The organism is Trichothermofontia sp., assembly GCF_053493415.1.
This window is the reverse complement of sequence record NZ_JBRCAD010000165.1, coordinates 1-18,603: the sequence shown is the minus strand read 5'-3', so window position 1 is coordinate 18,603 and position 18,603 is coordinate 1. Positions and strand designations below refer to the sequence as shown.

17 protein-coding genes are annotated in these 18,603 nt (G+C 54.8%); 4 read left to right on the top strand and 13 right to left on the bottom strand.

Annotated features, from left to right (window positions below):
• Positions 1-179: 179 nt before the first annotated feature.
• The 3 genes from opcA to fbp form a co-directional block, all read right to left on the bottom strand.
• Positions 180-1,550: a glucose-6-phosphate dehydrogenase assembly protein OpcA gene (gene opcA, locus ACWIUF_RS14255; protein WP_448573122.1), complete on the bottom strand. Its 1,371-nt coding sequence runs from the start codon at positions 1,548-1,550 to the stop codon at positions 180-182.
• A gap of 279 nt (positions 1,551-1,829) precedes the next feature.
• On the bottom strand, positions 1,830-3,359 hold the full coding sequence (zwf, locus tag ACWIUF_RS14250; protein WP_448573120.1) for a glucose-6-phosphate dehydrogenase: 1,530 nt from the start codon (positions 3,357-3,359) through the stop codon (positions 1,830-1,832).
• 245 nt (positions 3,360-3,604) lie between these two features.
• Complete coding sequence (gene fbp / locus ACWIUF_RS14245; RefSeq protein ID WP_448573118.1) at positions 3,605-4,669, bottom strand: class 1 fructose-bisphosphatase; 1,065 nt, start codon at positions 4,667-4,669, stop codon at positions 3,605-3,607.
• Positions 4,670-4,912: 243 nt separating this feature from the next.
• Between fbp and ACWIUF_RS14240 the strand changes: the two genes are divergently transcribed.
• Complete coding sequence (locus tag ACWIUF_RS14240; RefSeq protein ID WP_448573117.1) at positions 4,913-5,347, top strand: DUF3800 domain-containing protein; 435 nt, start codon at positions 4,913-4,915, stop codon at positions 5,345-5,347.
• A 923-nt stretch (positions 5,348-6,270) separates the two neighbouring features.
• On the opposite strand, the gene ACWIUF_RS14235 is transcribed toward ACWIUF_RS14240, so the two are convergent.
• Positions 6,271-6,729: a hypothetical protein gene (locus ACWIUF_RS14235; RefSeq protein ID WP_448573116.1), complete on the bottom strand. Its 459-nt coding sequence runs from the start codon at positions 6,727-6,729 to the stop codon at positions 6,271-6,273.
• 147 nt (positions 6,730-6,876) lie between these two features.
• Between ACWIUF_RS14235 and ACWIUF_RS14230 the strand changes: the two genes are divergently transcribed.
• Positions 6,877-7,209, top strand: a complete 333-nt coding sequence (locus tag ACWIUF_RS14230; protein ID WP_448573115.1) for a DUF6439 family protein — start codon at positions 6,877-6,879, stop codon at positions 7,207-7,209.
• A gap of 151 nt (positions 7,210-7,360) precedes the next feature.
• Here ACWIUF_RS14230 and ACWIUF_RS14225 read toward each other — a convergent pair whose 3' ends face one another.
• From ACWIUF_RS14225 to ACWIUF_RS14210, 4 genes are all read right to left on the bottom strand, one after another.
• Entirely contained in the window at positions 7,361-8,239 is an 879-nt protein-coding gene (locus ACWIUF_RS14225; RefSeq protein ID WP_448573114.1) for an AAA family ATPase, read from the bottom strand.
• Between the two features lie 457 nt (positions 8,240-8,696).
• Positions 8,697-9,032, bottom strand: coding sequence for a ribulose bisphosphate carboxylase small subunit (locus ACWIUF_RS14220; RefSeq protein ID WP_448560873.1), 336 nt, complete (start codon positions 9,030-9,032; stop codon positions 8,697-8,699).
• A gap of 75 nt (positions 9,033-9,107) precedes the next feature.
• Positions 9,108-9,521 carry a RuBisCO chaperone RbcX gene (gene rcbX, locus ACWIUF_RS14215; protein ID WP_448573113.1) on the bottom strand — a complete coding sequence of 138 codons (414 nt, stop codon included), beginning with the start codon at positions 9,519-9,521 and terminating at the stop codon, positions 9,108-9,110.
• 81 nt (positions 9,522-9,602) lie between these two features.
• The gene (locus tag ACWIUF_RS14210) at positions 9,603-11,033 is read right to left on the bottom strand and encodes a form I ribulose bisphosphate carboxylase large subunit (RefSeq protein ID WP_448573112.1); all 1,431 of its coding nucleotides are present in this window, start codon (positions 11,031-11,033) and stop codon (positions 9,603-9,605) included.
• 538 nt (positions 11,034-11,571) lie between these two features.
• On the opposite strand from ACWIUF_RS14210, the gene ACWIUF_RS14205 reads away from it, so the two are divergent.
• Positions 11,572-12,693, top strand: coding sequence for a ligand-binding sensor domain-containing protein (locus tag ACWIUF_RS14205; protein WP_448573111.1), 1,122 nt, complete (start codon positions 11,572-11,574; stop codon positions 12,691-12,693).
• A 105-nt stretch (positions 12,694-12,798) separates the two neighbouring features.
• Here ACWIUF_RS14205 and lipA read toward each other — a convergent pair whose 3' ends face one another.
• The 4 genes from lipA to folB form a co-directional block, all read right to left on the bottom strand.
• Positions 12,799-13,704, bottom strand: a complete 906-nt coding sequence (lipA, locus tag ACWIUF_RS14200) for a lipoyl synthase (RefSeq protein ID WP_448573110.1) — start codon at positions 13,702-13,704, stop codon at positions 12,799-12,801.
• Positions 13,705-13,769: 65 nt separating this feature from the next.
• Positions 13,770-14,714 carry a WD40 repeat domain-containing protein gene (locus ACWIUF_RS14195; RefSeq protein ID WP_448573109.1) on the bottom strand — a complete coding sequence of 315 codons (945 nt, stop codon included), beginning with the start codon at positions 14,712-14,714 and terminating at the stop codon, positions 13,770-13,772.
• 104 nt (positions 14,715-14,818) lie between these two features.
• Complete coding sequence (locus tag ACWIUF_RS14190; RefSeq protein WP_448573108.1) at positions 14,819-16,273, bottom strand: protein kinase domain-containing protein; 1,455 nt, start codon at positions 16,271-16,273, stop codon at positions 14,819-14,821.
• 44 nt (positions 16,274-16,317) lie between these two features.
• Positions 16,318-16,680: a dihydroneopterin aldolase gene (folB, locus tag ACWIUF_RS14185; protein ID WP_448573107.1), complete on the bottom strand. Its 363-nt coding sequence runs from the start codon at positions 16,678-16,680 to the stop codon at positions 16,318-16,320.
• A 253-nt stretch (positions 16,681-16,933) separates the two neighbouring features.
• On the opposite strand from folB, the gene murI reads away from it, so the two are divergent.
• Positions 16,934-17,809 (top strand): glutamate racemase, encoded by an 876-nt coding sequence (gene murI / locus ACWIUF_RS14180; protein WP_448573106.1) that lies wholly within the window; start codon positions 16,934-16,936, stop codon positions 17,807-17,809.
• Between the two features lie 12 nt (positions 17,810-17,821).
• On the opposite strand, the gene ACWIUF_RS14175 is transcribed toward murI, so the two are convergent.
• The gene (locus tag ACWIUF_RS14175) at positions 17,822-18,046 is read right to left on the bottom strand and encodes a hypothetical protein (protein WP_448573104.1); all 225 of its coding nucleotides are present in this window, start codon (positions 18,044-18,046) and stop codon (positions 17,822-17,824) included.
• Positions 18,047-18,603 lie beyond the last annotated feature (557 nt).

Genomic DNA, 18,603 nt, shown 5'->3' with positions numbered 1-18,603 from the left:
GCGGACAAAGCTGCTTCAAGATCAATTTGACAAGCTTCGGGAATGAGGCTATCATAGAACATCATTTTTTATTTGTTAGAGGACAGAATACTGCATTCTGTCCTTTTTTTCCATCGCTTAACCTAACTTTCAACACTTCTGGTCAAACTGTTGAGTCCCTTCATCACAGTTACGTTAGACTAAGCTGTCTCGAACAGACGAATAATCTGCGCCGTCACCACCAGGCTTTCTTCATAGAGCAATTCGCGCCCCCAGCGTTGGAGTTGCTGCCCCAAGAGGGTTTCGGCTTTTTGATCCGTCAGCGGCGTCACCTGCTGAATCCGGCCAGATTGGGCACCGCCGCCCGACTCCATGCGCATACAGCCCATCGTTTCCGAACAGAGGATCGTGCAACAGTCGGCATTGGGGTTGGTCGAAGCGAGGCGCAGATCGATCAGATCACCGATCACTTCCCCCACATCAGCCACGGGCAGGGCGGCTAACTCGGCCTCGATCGCCCGTCCGGTCGTGGATTCAAAATAGACGCGCCTGAGGTCGTAGTCACCGCCTTCATGCACAGCCCGTACTGGCTGCCAACCGAGCCGACTCGCCAACCAACCCAGATACATCAAGGCTTGGGCCGGATTCCCGTATTCATAGTCAATCGTGACGCGATCGACTTCATAGATGGCCGCCCGCCGTTCCGGCGGATCAAAAGCTTCAGCAGTCAGTTCCTGCCACGCTGCCAACCGCCGCCAATTCAGATCCGCAATGTACGTGCCCTCCTCAACCAAACGTTGCAAGCGCAGGATTTCTGGCTCCGGTTCATCAAAGTTACTGGAGTCAAGAATGGTGCAGTCACAAACCTCCGCGAGGGCCTGGAAGAATTCCATATCAGCTTGGGGACTGGCCTTCCACCAGAGGAACTTGGGCAACTGACCAATCAGCAGTGAAGTCACCAACGCACTATTCCGGGCAAGGGCGGTTTTTGTCCCCCGCAGGGTAATGTATTCGCAGCAGATCAAAGAACTCTGGTTTTGCTTATGGATGGGGCAATAGGCCGACACCTGCGCCGTCACCCCCTCATCCTCACCGGGCAGCACACACAGGGCAATGACGCGGCAAGGGTTTTGGGTCGCGATCGCATCAGCAAAGCCGGATGCACTCAAGTCAGCCCCCAGGGACGGCGTGACACCATTCGAGGCTCCCTCGGCTTGGGTTTGTTGCTTCAGGAAGGCTTGGTAGAGCGTATTCAGCGTGTCGTGATCGCTGCGCCCCGTCACCTTTAAGCCATAGTCCGTTTGGGCCTGTCGGAGGGCCGCTTCTGTGCGGGGTCCGGTAATCCCATCCAGGGGACCCTGGTAGTAGCCCAACATCGCCAGTAATTGCTGGGTCGCATCGGGTTCATAGATGATCAGCGTAAAGGTTGACGCGCGGGTCGGCATCCCCACCCCAGCATCATTGGGGCCATAGTTTTGCCAAAGACTGCTCAGTTCAGCTTCGATCTCTCCTAGGGAGACATCCTTAGGATTTTGCAGGGAGATGAGGGGGGTCGTTGTGGTAGTCATCATGGGACGGTACGGGGTAAGTGATTGGATAGGGAACAGGGAATCGGAGCCGCAACCAGGAATCGGGAATTAGGAGGCAGAGAACCGGGAATAGGAGACCGGGAACAGGAAATAGGCATCCCGCCTGTCCACTCCCCCCGTCCACCTGCTTGTCCACCCGCCTGCCCAACGGCTATAAGGCGTCTTGCCTGCGAGGGGGAAATTCGAGTTTTGAACTTTGAACTTTGAATTTTGAACTTTGAATTCATCCCACCCTTATTGTGACGATCGCATCCCAAAATGTCATAACCGTCGCCAGCGGCGTCCATCCTGGTTGACCAGTTCTTCTGCCGCAGCGGGTCCCCAAGTCCCGGCTTCGTAGGTGGGGATCTTGCTGGGATCGGTGGGGGCTTCCCAAGCCGAGAGGACGGGAGTGAGCATCCCCCAGGCAGCTTCCACTTCGTCAGCACGGGTGAACAGGGTTTGGTCGCCGATCATGCAGTCCAGGAGGAGGCGATCGTAGGCATCGGAGGTGGTAATCCCAAAGGCAGAGCCGTAGCCGAAGTCCATATCGACCGATCGCGTGCGCAGATCCGGTCCTGGCATTTTCACCTCAAAGCGCATGGAGATGCCTTCGTTGGGCTGAATCCGTAGGGCAAGGACGTTGGGGTTCACTTGCTGGGCGGCGGATTGGAAGATGAGGACGGGAACTTCCCGGAACTGGACCGCGATTTCAGTCACCTTTTTGGACAGGCGTTTGCCGGTGCGCAGGTAGAAGGGGACCCCCTGCCAGCGCCAGTTATCAATCATTAGCTTGAGGGCAACATAGGTGGGGGTAATGGACGCCTGACTCACGCCCGGTTCCTGGCGATAGCCGTTCACCGATTGGCCGCGCATCACCCCGGCTCCGTATTGACCGCGCACAGCACAGCGATCGAGGTTGCGAATATCGGCCAAGTGGGTGGCCTGAACGACTTTGACTTTTTCGCCGCGAATACTGTCGGCATCAAGGGCGTTGGGGGGTTCCATTGCCGTGAGGCAGAAGAGTTGCATCAGGTGGTTTTGCACCATGTCGCGCAGGGCACCGGAACTTTCGTAATACCCGGCCCGATCTTCGACGCCCACGGTTTCCGCCACAGTAATTTGCACATTATCGACAAATTGGCGGTTCCACAGGGGTTCAAAGATCGCGTTGGCAAAGCGAAAGACTAGCAGATTTTGGACGGTTTCTTTACCCAGGTAATGGTCGATCCGATAGACCTGATCTTCGCGGCACACTTGACGGACCACCTGGTTCAAGGCTTGGGCCGATCGCAGGTCACGACCAAAGGGCTTTTCAATCACCAGCCGTTGCTTGCTGGGGTCGCTGAGCATCTGGGCATTGCCCAATTGTTGAATCGCTTCGGGGAAGAATTTGGGGGAAACGGCCAGGTAGAAAACGCGATTGCCACGGGTGCGGCGTTCCTCATCCAGTTCGCTCAGGAATGCCTTAAGTTTCTGATAGCTTTCCGGTTTGTCGATATCACCAGCACAGTAGTACAACCCCCGTGCAAAATCCTGCCACAGGTCTTCGCTGCCAATCCCGCTGGAAAACTGTTCGATCCCCTCGCGCATTTGCTCCCGGAAATAGTCATGGCTCCACTCACGGCGGGCAAAGCCAACGATCGTCGTTTCGGGGGGGAGGCGACGCTGTTGTTTGAGGGCATAGAGAGCAGGCACCAGTTTGCGCTGGGTGAGGTCACCAGAGGCCCCAAAGATCACGAGGACGGCGGGATCGGGGGTGCGCTCCTGTTGCAACCCAACCCGTAGGGGATTTTCAAGTAAGCTGACCATAGATGCGAGTTAACTCCGGATAGGCACAGGATAAGGATGTTTCGTGGGTAACACGGCGGAAGTGAGGCGATCTTTGAGAGTATTGGGGCAAAGGGCCTAGGGTTGTCTGTCGTCCTGCCAACATTTTGCCGCGATCGTGGGCCGGGATTTGGGCGCGATCGCAGGATTTGGGTGGGTTTATCGATCGTGTTGGTTTCCCGACAAGATTTGGGCGCAACCCGCCCCTACGGAACCCATTGGGGCCGTTAGGTTTTGATCGCCAAATCGATCGCGGCTTCCCGCTGACGTTCTTGAATAAAGGATTCAACTAGGGCAACGTTGTCGGGGCTACCAATAATTAGGGGGGTGCGTTGGTGGAGGCGATCGGGGATTACGTCCATGATTTCCTGACTGCCCGTGCTGGCCCGTCCGCCCGCCTGCTCGATCACAAACGCAAGGGGAGCCGATTCGTACAGGAGGCGCAATTTACCTTCGGGCTTTTTCACGGTGCCGGGGTAGAGGAAAACCCCACCCTGCATCAGAATCCGGTGGATATCGGCAACAAGGGCACCACTATAGCGGGCAGTATAGCCCTCGTGGCGGTGAACATAGCGAATGTAGTCGCGAATGGGTTCCTGCCATTGCCAGAAGTTGCCTTCGTTGGCGCTATAGACGGGACCATGTTCGGGGACGCGAATGTTTTCCGCTGACAGGATGAATTCGCCCAGGCTGGGGTCGAGGGTGAAGAGATGGACACCTTTGCCGATCGTGTAAACAAGCTGGGTGCTGGGACCATAGAGGACATAGCCAGCGGCGATTTGTTTGCGCCCGGGTTGTAATAAATCCTGGGCGGTGCCGTCTTCATCGAGTCCTTCCTGCTGGCGCACGGCAAAGATTGATCCCACGTTCAGGTCAATATCGACGTTGGAGGAGCCGTCGATCGGGTCATAGACGAGGGTATGGCGACCGATCGGGCAGTTTTCGGGAATATAGTAGGGCTGCTCCATTTCTTCGGAAGCCAGCCGACAGACGAGGCCACTTTGCTTGAAGACGGCGATAAACACCTCATTGGCGTACACGTCCATCTTTTTCACCGACTCGCCCTGGACGTTGACATCGCCGGTAAACCCCAGGGCGTTTTCCATCAACCCGGCCCGACTGAGGCGACGGGCAATCAATTTGGCGGCTAACCCAATCCGGCCCATGAGGGCGCTGAGGTCCTGGGCATCGGCGGAAAAGCTTTGCATTTGCTGGAGGACGTGGCGGGACAGGGTGGTACAGTCCCGGTCTAGGGTATGTTCTTCGACGATGGGTTTTGCCTCAGCTACCATACCGAGCCTCCTTAAACAAGTGAAAGGGCAACGATCGCGAGGTGCGATCGCTGTCTGCCTTTATCTTAAAGAGCGCGACGGGTTGCCCTCACTAAGCTTTAGATGAACTATAGATTCCGTGGTGTTGGCGGGGGAGTGGGGGAGGGCGATCAGGACATCATGCAGCATTAGCAGTCTTGAAGTATAGTGTGCGACAGAATTGAGAACCTGGAGTCAAAGTGATCTATCGCTTTAGGTGATTAAATGGCATATTTTTTATTTGTGGATGAAAGTGGTCAAGATCACCGAGAATCTCCTGATGAGGTGCTTGCGGGTGTGGCTGTAAAGGATCGCGATCTCTGGAATTTAGTCAAGGCTTTGCAGGAAGCAGAAAAACACTATTTTGGTATGCGTTATAGTACCGTTAGTCGTGAGTTAAAAGCCAAGAAACTTTTAAAGAGAAAGACCTATCGATTGGCAGAACAACTTCCAGCATTTGATTTTGCTGCCTATATTACTTCTTGGAATGTGCGTTTTGAGGGTATGACAGAGCCAAAGCGACCGGATTTAGATGATTTAACTGAACAATTACTCAGCCTTCAGTATCGTGCTATTCAGGAAGTTAACGGAAATCCGAATTATCCTGTGTGGAGTTTTGCCGTGATTACGGATTTACGGGCCAAGGAAGACAAGCTTTAAAATTAAAAAGGCTATGAAGTTACAAGCACTCCAAAGCCTCCGAACTGATAATAACATATTTTTGTAAGGTTGATGAGCTATAGAGCCGGTCATCAGTCGTATAGTTGTACTAGAGAGGTATCCTCTCCTTAGGTAAGGCACTGACCTATCAACACAGACGCTATGAACAATACCTCCAGAACCGATTGGGCTAGAATTGATGCCATGAGCAAGGTAAGCGGGCTGAACGGTAAATGCCTGCGATACTAAGAATTTATACGGAGGCACACAAAGCCCCTTAGGGTAGGTTTTGGCATTGAGCGATCGCTCGCGATATTGTCCAGAAGTCACGGGTGCCAATAGGCAAGGCGCAAATTCATGCTAGAATTGAGGTATGTTCTGCAAGCTTAGCCTATTCAAGCTTAGCTATATATTATTTCAGTTTCTTAGATGTAGCAATTGCTTGCTTAAGGTTGTTTGAAAGAGAGTATTGATTATGGAATTTGGTGTAAAAATTACCAACAAAGCAACTGGTGAAGTCATTTGGATAAATTTATTGGAAGATTATAGAGAAATGATTATGCAATACGGAAGTTTAGACGAATATGTCAAAAGCTTACGGTTACAGGATAAGTACCCTGAAGATCAGTACAGCATCTGCGTGTCGCCTAAGCCTAAGTCACCTAGAGCATCGTTGCAGTAACAGTCTTGAGAGAATAGTCAATAAGACTGCTTTTGTAACAAGTAACACATCAAGTTTTGATAGCAGTACAGGAGTGTCAGTTGCGCTGCAACGGATTGTTTGATAATCGTTGCTCTATGAGAAATGCGTGCTTAGCTGTTTAGCTTATCATTATCTGCACTCCCTCAACGTTGTCTCAAGGAAGGACGAGGTACTAAAACTAGCTATACCACGCATTTTTCAGTTGAGTTCATCTTAATGGTTAACCGACACACGATCGCAATACCCAACCCACCACAATCCCCAAACCAGCGAATCGAACGGCTTGCCAAAACACTTCCCGAAGACTTTCCCAGTTGATCAGCCGACTCTCTAGATTGACGGAGAGGGCTTCCAGTTGGCGCAGAATTTGTTGGGCTTCCTTTTTGAGTTCCGTAATCTGGATTTGGGATTGGGCTGTTTGTAATTCAAATTCGATCGCGTCTAGGCGTTGTTGGAGGATAGCTTGTTGCGCCTGATCCTGTTTAATTTGCTGATAGCGTTCCTTTAAGCTTTGAAAGCTACTTTCCAGATCCCCCAAAATACGCTCAAAGGCATCGGTATCCGTCTCCTCTGCATGGGGTAAAGGCTTCGGCGGCGGATGCTGCGCGGGGGAATCTAACTGGGAGCTTTCCTGGCGCTCATCTTCAGGTGTGGGGGTAGCTTCTGGGAACGGTGGCATATCAACAACTAACAAGCAAGGGTGTGATTAAATCCATGCGGTTGAGCATACCAGGGTTAACGGGTTGCTCCAGATCGCGGTAACCGGAACGGGTGGGAAGCTGGATAATAGGAAAATGTGCGAGTGTGGTTAACCAGTTTACGCCCTATGTCCCATCCTGCCCAAACGTTTACGCCAACACCAGCGTTGCGCTCGACCCAACATCATCCCGCGATCGCCGATCTCAGTACCCTAGAGTTGGCCCAAATTCTAGCAGAGCGGCTGGCGATCGGTCCTCAGGACTGGCACCAGCTTAAGGCCAACCGGAATGCACGATCGCTCGAACAAGCGGCCACCGCCCTGGTTTATTTACTCAAACAACAACCCCAGGAAGCCCTGCCCCGGTTACAACAAGCCGTCGGCTGGCTCGATCGCTCCCTGTCGGCTCCCCCCTGCCCCACCCACGGGCATCAAAAACCAGCCCAGCCAGATACGCCCTAAAAAGAGTCCGTCGATTCTCCGTTGAAGACACTACACGCCCGAAAAACTCTTGTGGGGTAGGCATCCTGCCTGCCCCTGCAAGTATCCTGCCTGCCCCTGAGACAAGCCAAGACGGCTATCCTAGGTGCCATTGGCGATCTCCTGAGAATTCTTAAAGATATTCCGTCAATAAGCCGCGCTGCCGCACCCGCTTTTGTTCCTCCAGTAAAACACAGCCCCACTCCTTGAGTTGGAAGAAGCTGAACTGGGGTTGGGCAAAAACGGGGGGACTACTGGCACTGTTCATCACCGCCAGGGAGACGTGTTCAATGCCGACCTGATGGATAAAGTGACGTACCTGTTCATCGTAGGCCCGTGCCCGGAGTGTGCTGAAAAAGTCGATCGCCTGATCGGGAAAACATTCCACCAGACGGGCAATTTCCGAGGTGCTGAGGCCGTCCTCACGGAAAATTCCCTGGACGATCGTCAGCCGTTCTTCCAACAGCGGATGCCAGTAGAATTTCTCCATCCGGCCATCGCGCACGAGGGGAGCGTAGAGCGTTGAGAAGTCGTTGCCAGTGACAATAATCGGAATCCGCTGGATCGGCTTACTGTCATAGCTACCGGGCAATTGCACATTGGTGGGATTGTCGGCAATGTTCATCAACGTGGCATTGACCAGTTGGGTATTGACGGTGTATTGGGTGGCCTGATCAAAGCGTCCGGCTCCCGCATCCAGGTCATTGATCATCAACACACACATCCGCCCCCGCACCCGCGCTAGCTCTGCCGCCTCCCGGTAACGCAGGCGGATCAACCGGGATGGATCACCCGCATCGGGGCTTTCCAGTTCCCCTGCCGAGATATGGACAACCTCCACCTGCATCCGCTCAAACACCAGCGCACACTGGAAGGATTTGCCTTCCCCCTTGGGGCCATGAATCCCCAAAATGAGGGGCACTCGCACTCCTGGCAAGTCCAGGAAATTCTTAGTGATATGAATGGCCAGTTTTTCAAGAAACCGGGGTGGAATTTGATAGCGGGTATCCACAGTTGCACAAGCTCTAAACAACACCAGCAATCTTTAAATTAAAAAGCCACAAAGACGGGGAGACCCGATCGCGCATCGGTCACCCGATCGCAAACCTTGTCTGTGCCCTGCCCTTGTGGCAATACGCAAAACGTCAACCGCAAGCTCTGTCAACCGATCTTCATGATCAAGATTCAGTCAATCGCCCCTTAAACATGGAGTAGCCGTCCCGGCTGTCTAAATGCAGGATAGCTGTCCCAGCTACTTCACGGGCAGGCAGGATGCCTACCCCACTGCACAACGTTTCGATCGACTGAGATGACGATCGTGCGCGGAGGACTGGTAGGTTGGCTTGCAAGACCCAACACGATCGCTGAACTTGTTGGGTTGCACTGGATTTGCCCCAACCTACCCCATTAAAAACGGACTACTGGCGCGATCTATGACGATTGCGGTGGAATCGCGTTAGTGACAGCGATTAGTAGCGGCTTTGATTCGGCTTGTGGACAATAAAGCTCAGCACTTGGCACTGCTTGATATTGTCAAAACCGACCACCCGGACATAGCAGTGGGAATATTCCGTCCGGCAAGCCCGAATTTCTGACAGCACTTCGTCAGTAGAGCGGGCACCGAACAGGGGCAGCTTCCACATCGTCCAGTAGTGTTCCTTGGGTTCCGAGGTCTCACTGAATTCCACCGCTGGAATATAGCCCTGCTCCAGAATGTACTGGATCTGGCGCGTCATTTGCGCATCCGACAGGGGGGGCAGATAGGACAGGGTTTCGTAGCGGCGCTCTTTAGGTAGCGTTTGCATAATGTTCGATAACTCCCGAAATCTGAAAACTAAAAAACAAACAAAAATGATGCACTGGGCCGGATTCCACCAAGATTACCCCTCAGCGTTAGGGGCGGAGCTGGTGTCCGAGTCATCGGCGGCTTCCGGATGGGAACTGGTGGTTTGCGGGGCTAACTGGGTAATCCGTTCAAGGAACTGGCGGCGATGCTCCATATTCGACTGCTGGATACCGGTTTGCACCATTTCCGGCAGAAAACTGGCAACTTCCTCCGCCAGATGGGCACGCAGCGTCATAATTCGCAGCGCGAGTTCCTGGTTGGCCTGTCCCAACTCCCGCAGGTAAGCTTCCCCATCCTGAATCTTGTCCGTCGCTGAAAAGTGGCTGAGCCAGATGGCTTGGGGCGGGTTGGTTTCACTCAACTGGGCAATCACCGTGCGCACGGCTTGATAGGTCAGATAGCTCATCAGAACCTTCGCCGTATCTTTGGCAATTTGCTTTAAGTTCATAGTCCCCACCCCATAAGCATGAAGAACGTTTGGTGAAGGGTGAGTATAAATGCCTCATCCCCCACCGTTCTGCATTCAGGCTTACAGCGTGTCCATTGCCTCGAACTCGAACTTGATTTCCTTCCACAGTTCGCAAGCGACGGCCAGTTCCGGCGACCACTTGGCGGCTTCGCGGATGACATCACCGCCTTCGCGGAAGAGGTTGCGGCCTTCGTTCCGGGCCTGGATACAGGCTTCCAGGGCAACGCGGTTCGCGGTCGCACCGGGTGCGTTCCCCCAGGGGTGGCCGAGGGTCCCACCGCCAAATTGCAGGCAGGAGTCATCGCCAAAGATTTCCACTAGGGCGGGCATGTGCCACACGTGAATCCCACCGGAGGCCACGGGCATCACACCGGGCATGGAGGCCCAATCTTGGGTGAAGAAGATGCCGCGGGCGCGATCGGCTTCGATGTGATCTTCACGCATCAGGTCCACAAACCCCATCGTGATGCCCTTTTCCCCTTCCAGCTTACCGACGACGGTCCCGGAGTGGAGGTGGTCACCACCGGACATCCGCAGGCACTTGGCCAACACGCGGAAGTGAATCCCGTGGTTGCGCTGACGGTCGATCACCGCGTGCATCGCCCGGTGGATGTGGAGCAGCAGGCCGTTGTCGCGGCAGTAGCGGGCCAGGGTGGTGTTGGCTGTAAAACCACCGGTTAGGAAGTCGTGCATGATGATCGGGGTGCCAATTTCCTTGGCAAATTCGGCCCGTTTCAGCATTTCTTCGCAGGTGGGAGCCGTCACGTTCAGGTAGTGGCCCTTGATTTCCCCGGTCTCAGCCTGGGCCTTTTCGATGGCTTCTTGCACAAACAGGAAGCGATCGCGCCAGCGCATGAAGGGCTGGGAGTTGATGTTTTCGTCGTCCTTGGTGAAGTCCAGACCACCGCGCAGACATTCGTACACAGCCCGACCGTAGTTCTTCGCTGACAGACCGAGCTTAGGCTTAATCGTACAACCCAACAGGGGGCGACCATACTTGTTCAACTTATCGCGTTCCACCTGAATGCCGTGGGGCGGGCCTTGGAAAGTCTTCAGGTAGGCGATGGGAATCCGCAGGTCTTCCAACCGCAGGGCACGCAGGGCTTTGAACCCGAATACGTTCCCCACGATCGAGGTCAGCATGTTGGTGACCGACCCTTCTTCAAACAGGTCGAGGGGGTAGGCCACGTAGCAGAAGTATTGGTTATCTTCGCCAGGAACAGGCTCAACGTCGTAGCAACGGCCCTTGTAGCGATCGAGGTCGGTCAGTAGGTCCGTCCAAACGGTGGTCCAGGTCCCGGTGGAGGATTCCGCCGCCACGGCTGCACCCGCTTCTTCAGGGGGGACACCGGGTTGGGGTGTTACCCGGAAAGCAGCCAGAACATCCGTGTCCTTCGGGGTGTAGTCCGGTGTGTAGTAGGTCAGTTTGTAGTCCTTCACCCCCGCTTGATAGCCGGATTTGGACGAAGTTTTCGTTTGCGCGTAAGACATAAGTTCCTTTCCTGCGAATAGTGCGACTTCAGGTTCAAGGTGTCAGGTGACAAAATGGACCTGCCCCCTCTTGTGATCGATATCCGATGGCGTGATGACAGACAAAAGCAGCGCTTATCTGATAAGCGTTCCCTTGATCCCATCCCCTCTGCCAAGCATTCCAGGGCAATCGCCTTGAATGGCTTAGTATCGATGCAAAACGGAATACCAGCTTCTACCAGGTCAAGAAAATTTCGCTGTTGTTAAGCTGTCCAGTATTAAGAATATCAGTAATGGCATTCTGAAAAGTTTAGTTTTTTCAAGCCAGTGAATAAGTTTGATTTATTTTCAAGCAGCCTGATTGCCCGCTCAATTTTATATGTACCTGTCCAATGAAATTTTAATTTTTGTCAATTTTTATGCGAAATATGTCACGCAATCTGCTAAAGGTGCCAGGTGAGCGATCGTGTCGATTGGCCCCTCAACTTGAAAAATTTGACGAATTGTGCCTTTACGGCAATACTTTGGGGCAGAAGAGAAGAGTTGCCGAGAAACGATCATGCGCCCTGCCCCTTGGTTTCGTCTAGTCCCCTTGCTGGCCCTGCTCAGCCTCATCCTACCGCCAGCGGTTCTAGCTCAGGTGCGCGAGCGGCGACCCAGCACAGCCCCTCCGGTCACGCCCAATCCCTTCAACAAGCAGGTGGAATCCACCACTATTTTTACCCCGGCCCCGCCGCCACCCGGCATTGATCCCCTGCCGCCGGAACGGTTGCGTTTGGAACCGGAGTCCCTGGGGGTCGATCGCCGCATTAGTGCCCTTTATCCCGATCCACACCGGGGGGGCCTCTGGGTCGCTTCCTGGCAGGGGTTAGCCAAAATTAGTCCGCAAACTGGCCAGATCTATGCGCGAATTCATCTGCCCAATGTCACGATCGGTGCCCTGGTGCAAGACAAAGTGGGTCGCCTCTGGGTGGGAACCTACGACGGGTTGAAGCGGATTGACCCCCGATCGCAGGAAATTACAGCGCAGAATTTTTTCATGCCCTCCAATCGGGTGCTTTCCCTGCTCATCGATCACCGTGGCTTCCTCTGGGTGGGTAGCGATCGCGGCCTCAGTATGATCAGCCCTGATCGGGGTCTCCTGATGACGACACTGCAAGTTCTCCCCGGGGTCAGCGCCAATGCCCTCAGCCTCGATCCCGATCGCAACCTCTGGGTGGGTACCCTCGAAGGGTTGGTCAAGGTCAACACCGCCAATGCCTATATCCTACAACGGGTGGGCAATTTACCGGGAAGTACCGTCCAGGCGATCGGCCTCAGCCCCAAGCAGGTTCTCTGGGTGGGAACACCAAGTGCCCTGCTGGAAATGGACTACAAAACCGGCGAGGTCGTGCGATCGGTCACGGCCTTCCGCAACCGCAATGTGACCGCGATCGGTTTTAATGGCAGCAACCAGAATCTTTGGGTGGGGACGACCAATGGCCTGTTCGAGGTCAATCCTTATAATGGCGCGATCGTCAGCCAGATCCGTGATCTTCCCTCCAGCCATATTTTGAGCATCACCCCTGACGTGGGGGGCAAGAAACTCTGGATCGGGACTCGCCAAGGACTCGCTTGGGTTAGCATGACCAGCGATCGCGCCAACCCCCACTTAACCTTCAATCAGCTCAGCCCTCCCTAGTCGTTCTTTAAACCACCAAGCCACTAAGAACACGAAGGGACACTAAGGCTTTGTGCTAACTTTGTGCCCTTTGTGCCTTTGTGGTTCCCCCAAAGCACCCAACCTTCACCCACTTTCCCCTGAATGGTACGAACTCCGCACCAACGGCCCCGATCGCACCGAACTAAACCCCAACCCACGGGCAATCACCCCCAACCGCTCAAACTCATCCGGTGTCCAATACCGCTGCACCGGCAAATGAGCGAGAGAAGGCTGCAAATATTGCCCCAGGGTCAAGCGATCGCAGCCCACCGTCCGTAAGTCCTGCATGGCTTCAATAATTTCAGCCTCCGTTTCCCCATGCCCCAACATCAGGCCCGATTTGGTGGGCATACCAGGGGCCATCTCTTTAACCAGAGATAGAACCCGCAGAGAGCGATCGTAACTGGCTCCCCGGCGCACCGGTCCCTGGAGCCGACGCACGGTTTCAATATTGTGGTTATAGCAAGCTGGTTGGGCCATCACCACCGTTTGCACCCGCTCCGCTTGGGCTGCTGCCGCTTGGGTGCGATCCCTATGCCCCCCCCAGAAATCCGGTGTTAGGACCTCAATTTGGGTCTGGGGATTCAGGGCACGAATCGCTGTCATGGTGGCCACAAAGTGACTCGCCCCCTGATCGGGCAAATCATCCCGCGCCACCGCCGTCAGCACCACATACTGAAGTCCCAAAAGCTCAACGGCTTCCGCAATTTTGTGGGGTTCATCCCCATCCAGGGGCATGGGCGCATGACCCTTATCCACCTGGCAAAACGCACAGGCACGGGTACAGGTCGGTCCCATTAATAAAAAAGTGGCGGTCTTCTGGGCATAGCACTCGCCCCGATTCGGACACCGGCCCTCCTCGCAGATGGTGTAGATCTGACGCTGCTTGATGATGCGCTGCACCGTCGAAAGTTCACTAGCCCGACCGATCGGACGTTTTAGCCAGGGAGGCAGGGGAAGTAACCGGGGGGGGGCTGGCTGAGATGGCAAGGGCCTCTCTCCAGTCAAAAATTCTTGGGTTCCCATTGCCAGTGATCCCATCCTGCTAGCCATGATTACTGCCACAGTTTAATCGTAGTATCCCCACTGCTGGTGGCCAACCAGTGACCTTTCGGACAAAACGCCACCCCCAAAACCGTCTCCGTGTGTCCCCGCAAAAGTTGTACCAGCCGATCCTTCCCCGCTTGCCAGATCTGGGTCTCTGGCTCTTGGCGGGAGTGTCCAGCCTGCCAAAGGGCACAGGTGCGATCAGCGCTACCACTGGCAAGGAATTCACCATCAATACTGAAGGCGACACACAGCACCCAATCACTATGGCCAGACAAGATCCGCACCGTTTCTGCATCATTCAGTTCCACATTCAGCCGCCATAGACGAATGGTGTTATCCGCACTGCCACTGGCGAGGGTTTGACCATCCGGACTCAAGGCCAGGGACCAAACCCATTTCGTATGCCCCTCCAACGTCCGCAGTAACTCCCCCGTGGGGACCCGCCACAGGCGAATCGTTTTATCCCAACTACCGCTGAATAGGGTATGGCTATCGGGGCTGAAAACAAGAGAAAAGACCCACTCAGTATGCCCCTCGAACTGGCCACGCAAGTGCCCGGTGGGTAGCTGCCATAGGCAAATACGGCGATCGCGGCCCGTACTGGCTAACCATTGCCCATCCGGACTAAAGGCCACTGCCAACACCCAATCCCCATGCCCGGTCAGGGTCTTAACCCGCAGACAATCCCCTTCGGGTTGCCAGAGTTTAATCGTTTTGTCCTTACTGCCCGTGGCCAGGGTTTTCCCGTCGGGGGAAAAGGCGATCGCCGAGACGGCATCGGTGTGGTGACTCAACGTATGCAGGAGACACCCGTCTTGGGTACGCCAGAGCCGTACACTGGCATCCCAACCGACACTTGCAAGAATTCTGCCGTCTGGACTAAACGCCAGATTGCGCACCCAGTCCGTATGCCCTGTTAACGTATGAACCAGTTGGAATGACACAGACACGGCTGGTTAATACACCCTTTGCCAAGATTTTCCTCAAACCTAACAGATGTTCGCGCAACTCTGAATAAAATGGCAGATCGGCTTAATTTTTCTTGTGTGATTCGTTACCCCGGTTCGTGGGTTCCCTCCCCCAGGAAATCCTGACGCTGGAGCAAAGCGGCCACCGCAATGACCCAATGTATGGGCAGATGGGGTAGATGGCCAGGGGGGGCGGTTTCTGGATCGAAGCTCAGGTGACGCCAGTCCAACCAGAGGGATTGGAGGGACCAGCCCACGCGATCGCCAAAGGCATACCAGGCATCCAAGGCCGCATAGGGGCTACCCACTAGGGTGTGCCAGATTTGCTGCTGGACGCAAAACCCAAACCGTCCGCCACTGCCGTTATACCAAAGCTGATCGATCGTCCGTAGATCTGCTGCGGGAAACTGTTGCAAATCCTCCAGCCGTAACCAACCGGCAGCCTGCCGCCCCATAATTTTGAGCATTAACCCCGCCGTTTCAGCATCGGCCCACTGCCACTGTTGTGCCGCCAGTTGCTCTCGCAGCGGACCATAGTCAATGCCCGTGGACGAGATCAGGGGAACCGATTCTAAGGTGGATAGGGGGGGAATGGTAGGAACAGCGACGATCGCCGGGGTCGAATCCGGACGGTTACCTGACACAGGCGGCGGGGACAGCGGTGGGGCATTCCCAGGATCAGGCGAGGAAGCCGGGTCTGGCATAGGGAGGTCGGGTAATTGGCCCAGCCAGTCCCGCACGGTTTGGGGACGATCGCTCGCCTGCATCGCCATCCCCTGCACGATCGCGGCATTGGTGGCCTCGCTAATACGGGGGTTGAAGCGTTGAGGGGGTTTCAGGGAAGCTTTGGCCGCACGGGCATGGGCTGAAATTGGGATTTCCCGCGTTAGCACGTAATACAAGGTGGCGGCGAGGGCATACACATCGGAAAATTCACCGCGCAACGCCTCCCGAATATATTGTTCAACCGGGGCAAAGCCGTGGGTCATCACCAGCGTATACGCCTGACTGGTATCTGGGATAAACTCCCGCGCCAACCCAAAGTCAATCAGAACCGCTTCGTAAAGGGGGGCCGCTGGGGGTGAGTCGGCCAGTTGCCGCATCATAATGTTCTGGGGTTGGATATCCCGGTGCAATAACCCCTTCTCGTGAATCGTGCTGAGGGCGCTGCCAATCTGGCGAATGTAGCCTAACCCCTCCGCTTCCGATAGGGCACCCCGCTCCTCCACCCACTCCCACAGGGTTTGGCCCGCGACATACTCCATCACAATGCAGGGAAGCTCCCCCTCTTGAAAGGCATTTTCGATCTGGACAATGTGGGGGTGGCGGCACAGGGCTAGCCGCAAGGCTTCATCCCGAAAACGATCGCACCGATGGGCAAAGTCCTTCTCGTTGCGCAGACTGTCTTTGAGGGTTTTAATCACCACCTGGCGACCATGGGTATCCCGTGCCAGATAGGTGATGCCAAAGCCCCCAATACCCAAGGGGCGCTCGATCGTGTAGCGATCACCGTGGAGGGTATGTCCTACATTCCAAGTCATCCTGCTGTCCCCATGATCCGCCCTTACTCTATCGCTACGGCGGGCTACTGTCGCTGTCGTTGAATTTCCAGTGTGACTTGACCTGAAAAATTGGGGATAGGTGGGGTCAGTTTTGTCAACCGCACCTGTACCGATTGAACCCGATCGTCATACGCCAACAGGGCCGCCGCGATCGTCGTCACTAGGCGCTCTAGTAGCTGAAAACGAGCAGTTTGTAATAATTCCTGCACAATGGCAACGACCTGGGCATAGTTGAGGGTGTCCTCCAGACGATCGCTTTGGGCAGCGATCGTCAAATCTAGCCAGAGACTCACATCCACCTCAAACCACTGCCCTAGCATCTGCTCTGCCGCGAAAAAACCCGTATACCCGTACCCGCGAATCCCCGTCACCTGTATGCAATCCATGCCGCGTTCGGTAATGATAATTAGCGATTTGGCTCATTTACTCCTTAAACCTAACGCTTAATGGTGCCATCAGCACCCCCACCGCCTGACCATACCCCAAGATTCCCTTCCCCAAAGCGGTTGCGGTAGGATACAGTATCCAGACTCATCTGCACTCGCTGACGTTGAGTCTGTCCTTTACTACTAAATAGAGTGTTGGTTTGTGAGGAATCCTTCATCCCATTGCCGCCCCCACCCGCAAGGGGCGACTTCAGTGCCAAACACACCCTTGTCATTACACCTAGCCGAAAACGCGGCTACGACTCATCGGCCTGCGGCTCGGATTGGTATTTTCGATAGTGGCTTGGGGGGGTTGACCGTTCTGCGGGAAATCCAGCGCCAACTGCCCCAGGAGTCCGTGCTCTATTTTGCCGATACGGCCCGTCTGCCCTACGGCACCCGCAGTCCAGGCGAAATTCTCCAGTTTGTCCGGGAAATTCTGACCTGGATGCAAAGCCAACAGGTCAAAATGGTGATTATGGCCTGTAACACCAGCTCAGCCCTGGCCCTAGAGGCTGTACAGACGGAGTTTGATTGGCCCATATTGGGGTTAATCCTGCCAGGGGCACGGGCAGCCGTCCAACGGGCCAAGCGGATTGGGGTGATTGCCACACCAGCGACGGCGGCCAGTGGAGCCTACGGCCAAGCCATTCGCGAAGCAGACCCCAGTGCCCAGGTTTGGGAAATCGGCTGTCCGGAGTTCGTCCCCCTAATTGAACAGAACCGCCTAGACGCCCCCGAAACCTACCAGGTTGCCCAACAGTATCTTGCCCCACTCCTGGCCCACCAGATCGATGGCCTAATTTATGGGTGTACCCACTATCCGTTGCTAGAGCCGATCCTACGCCAGATCCTACCGCCATCAGTGCAGTTGATCGATCCGGCCCAATCCCTGGTAGCGGCGGCGGCCCAAGAGTTGGATGCCTTGGGGCTAGCCAGCACGCACCCCGCCCGCCCCACCCGCTTCTGTGTCAGTGGAGATGCCCATGCCTTTGGCCAAGCAGCCCGCCGTTGGTTGGGCAGAGTTCCCCCCGTTACAGCCGTTACCCTACCCAGGGTCGTATCTAACCAGATTGGGTTACTGGGCTAGATTGAGGCCCCACTAGTTGCGCCGACGGCTGGGCCTGAGCATCAGGGCAACCGATCGCCAGGACCAGCCCCGGGCAGGCGATGCCGATAGGGGTTGCACAATCTCACCAGCGGCTACCTCTTTAGAAAACCGTCGGCTGCGGTAATGGTGTGCGCCTAGTTTCAAGATAAGGTAAACAGCTAACAAATAGCCTGTGGCCAGGGCCAGGATCAGCATGGGCATCGAGTCATAAAACATAGGACAGAATACGGCAATAGAGTAATCAATAAGTAGAAAAATGAAAGTAGAAAAATGAGCATAAAAAACCAGGCCGATCTCCTAACGGAGCCAACCCCTCACCCGCGCCATCACCCCCACCCAAGGAATCCCTGCGATTGGGCCAACGCCGCCATGAAGCTACTAACGAAATCCCTAAAGACTCCGTTATCAGTTGATCAAGCAAACTCAACCGCCAACTGCGATCGGACAAATACCGTCGCCAAGCAGCTAGAATGCACCACTTAACCTGAAGCGTGTCAGGGGTCCTAACCGTTGAGACGACAAATATCCCACATCGGTGGAGCACTCTGTCCAATACCCTCCACCTAACACAACGTTACCAGTAGTGACTTACCAGTAGTGGCATTGCATGAGGCTTGTGCAGGGCATTGATCCTGGACTGAACCTGAACAGGTTTTCGTGCATTCAATGCTTGCGGATGCTTATTCCTAAAGTAACATAAGTTTTCCAAAAGTCGCGGTCCCATCCACCGGATTGACAGCTTAATTTACAAAACTTCATGAATCCCTGGGCGG